Annotated in this window: 1 protein-coding gene; it reads left to right on the top strand. The window is 60.2% G+C overall.

Translation table 11 applies throughout. The features are described from left to right. Positions 1-749, top strand: a 749-nt coding sequence (locus CON76_RS10440) for an RNA-guided endonuclease InsQ/TnpB family protein (RefSeq protein ID WP_169929040.1), incomplete at both ends; no start/stop codon positions are given.

Raw genomic sequence — 749 nt, 5'->3', positions numbered from 1 at the left:
GGCGGCCCGCCCGTACTTCGGGCCGCCCAAGTACTTGTCGGGGTACGACCTGCAAAAGCTCACCGCTGGGTACAGCAAGTGCGAGGGCGTGGCAGTCGGCAGCGGCACTGTGCAACTGGTGTGCGTCGAGTACGCCACGCGGCGCAAGCAATTCAAGAAGATGCGGCTGAATTGGCGCGTCTCGAATCCCAAATCGGCCAAGTATTCGCTGGGTTGGATTCCGTTCAAGATCGGGCATGCCAAATACAAGGCTGGGCAAATCCATTTTGCGGGGTACCACTTCAGCTTGTGGGACAGCTACGGTCTCTCGAAGTACGAATTGCGTTCCGGTTCGTTCAGCGAGGACAGCCGGGGCCGCTGGTACTTCAACGTCGCGGTGGAAGTGCAGTGCCAGCCAACACAAGGCACGGCAGCGGTCGGCATCGACTTGGGCCTGAAAGAGTGCGCCACCCCCAGCGCAGGCGACAAGCTGGAAGGGCGCTGGTACCGCAACCACGAGCTGGAACTGGCCAAGGCGCAGCGCGCCCGAAAGAAAAAACGGGTCAAGGCGATCCACGCCAAGATCAAAAATCAGCGTAAAGACGCGCTGCACAAATTCAGCACCGAGATGGTGCGACAAAACGCCGCCATCTTCGTGGGCGACGTGGCCAGCGCCAAGCTGGTCAAGACCACCATGGCCAAAAGCACGTTGGACGCGGGCTGGGCCATGCTGAAAACCATGTTGGAACAAAAGAGCCATCAGGCCGGTG

This window comes from Macromonas bipunctata (genome assembly GCF_002837135.1).
Taxonomy (GTDB): Bacteria; Pseudomonadota; Gammaproteobacteria; order Burkholderiales; family Burkholderiaceae_C; genus Macromonas_A; species Macromonas_A bipunctata.
This window is presented reverse-complemented; position numbering and strand designations above follow the sequence as displayed.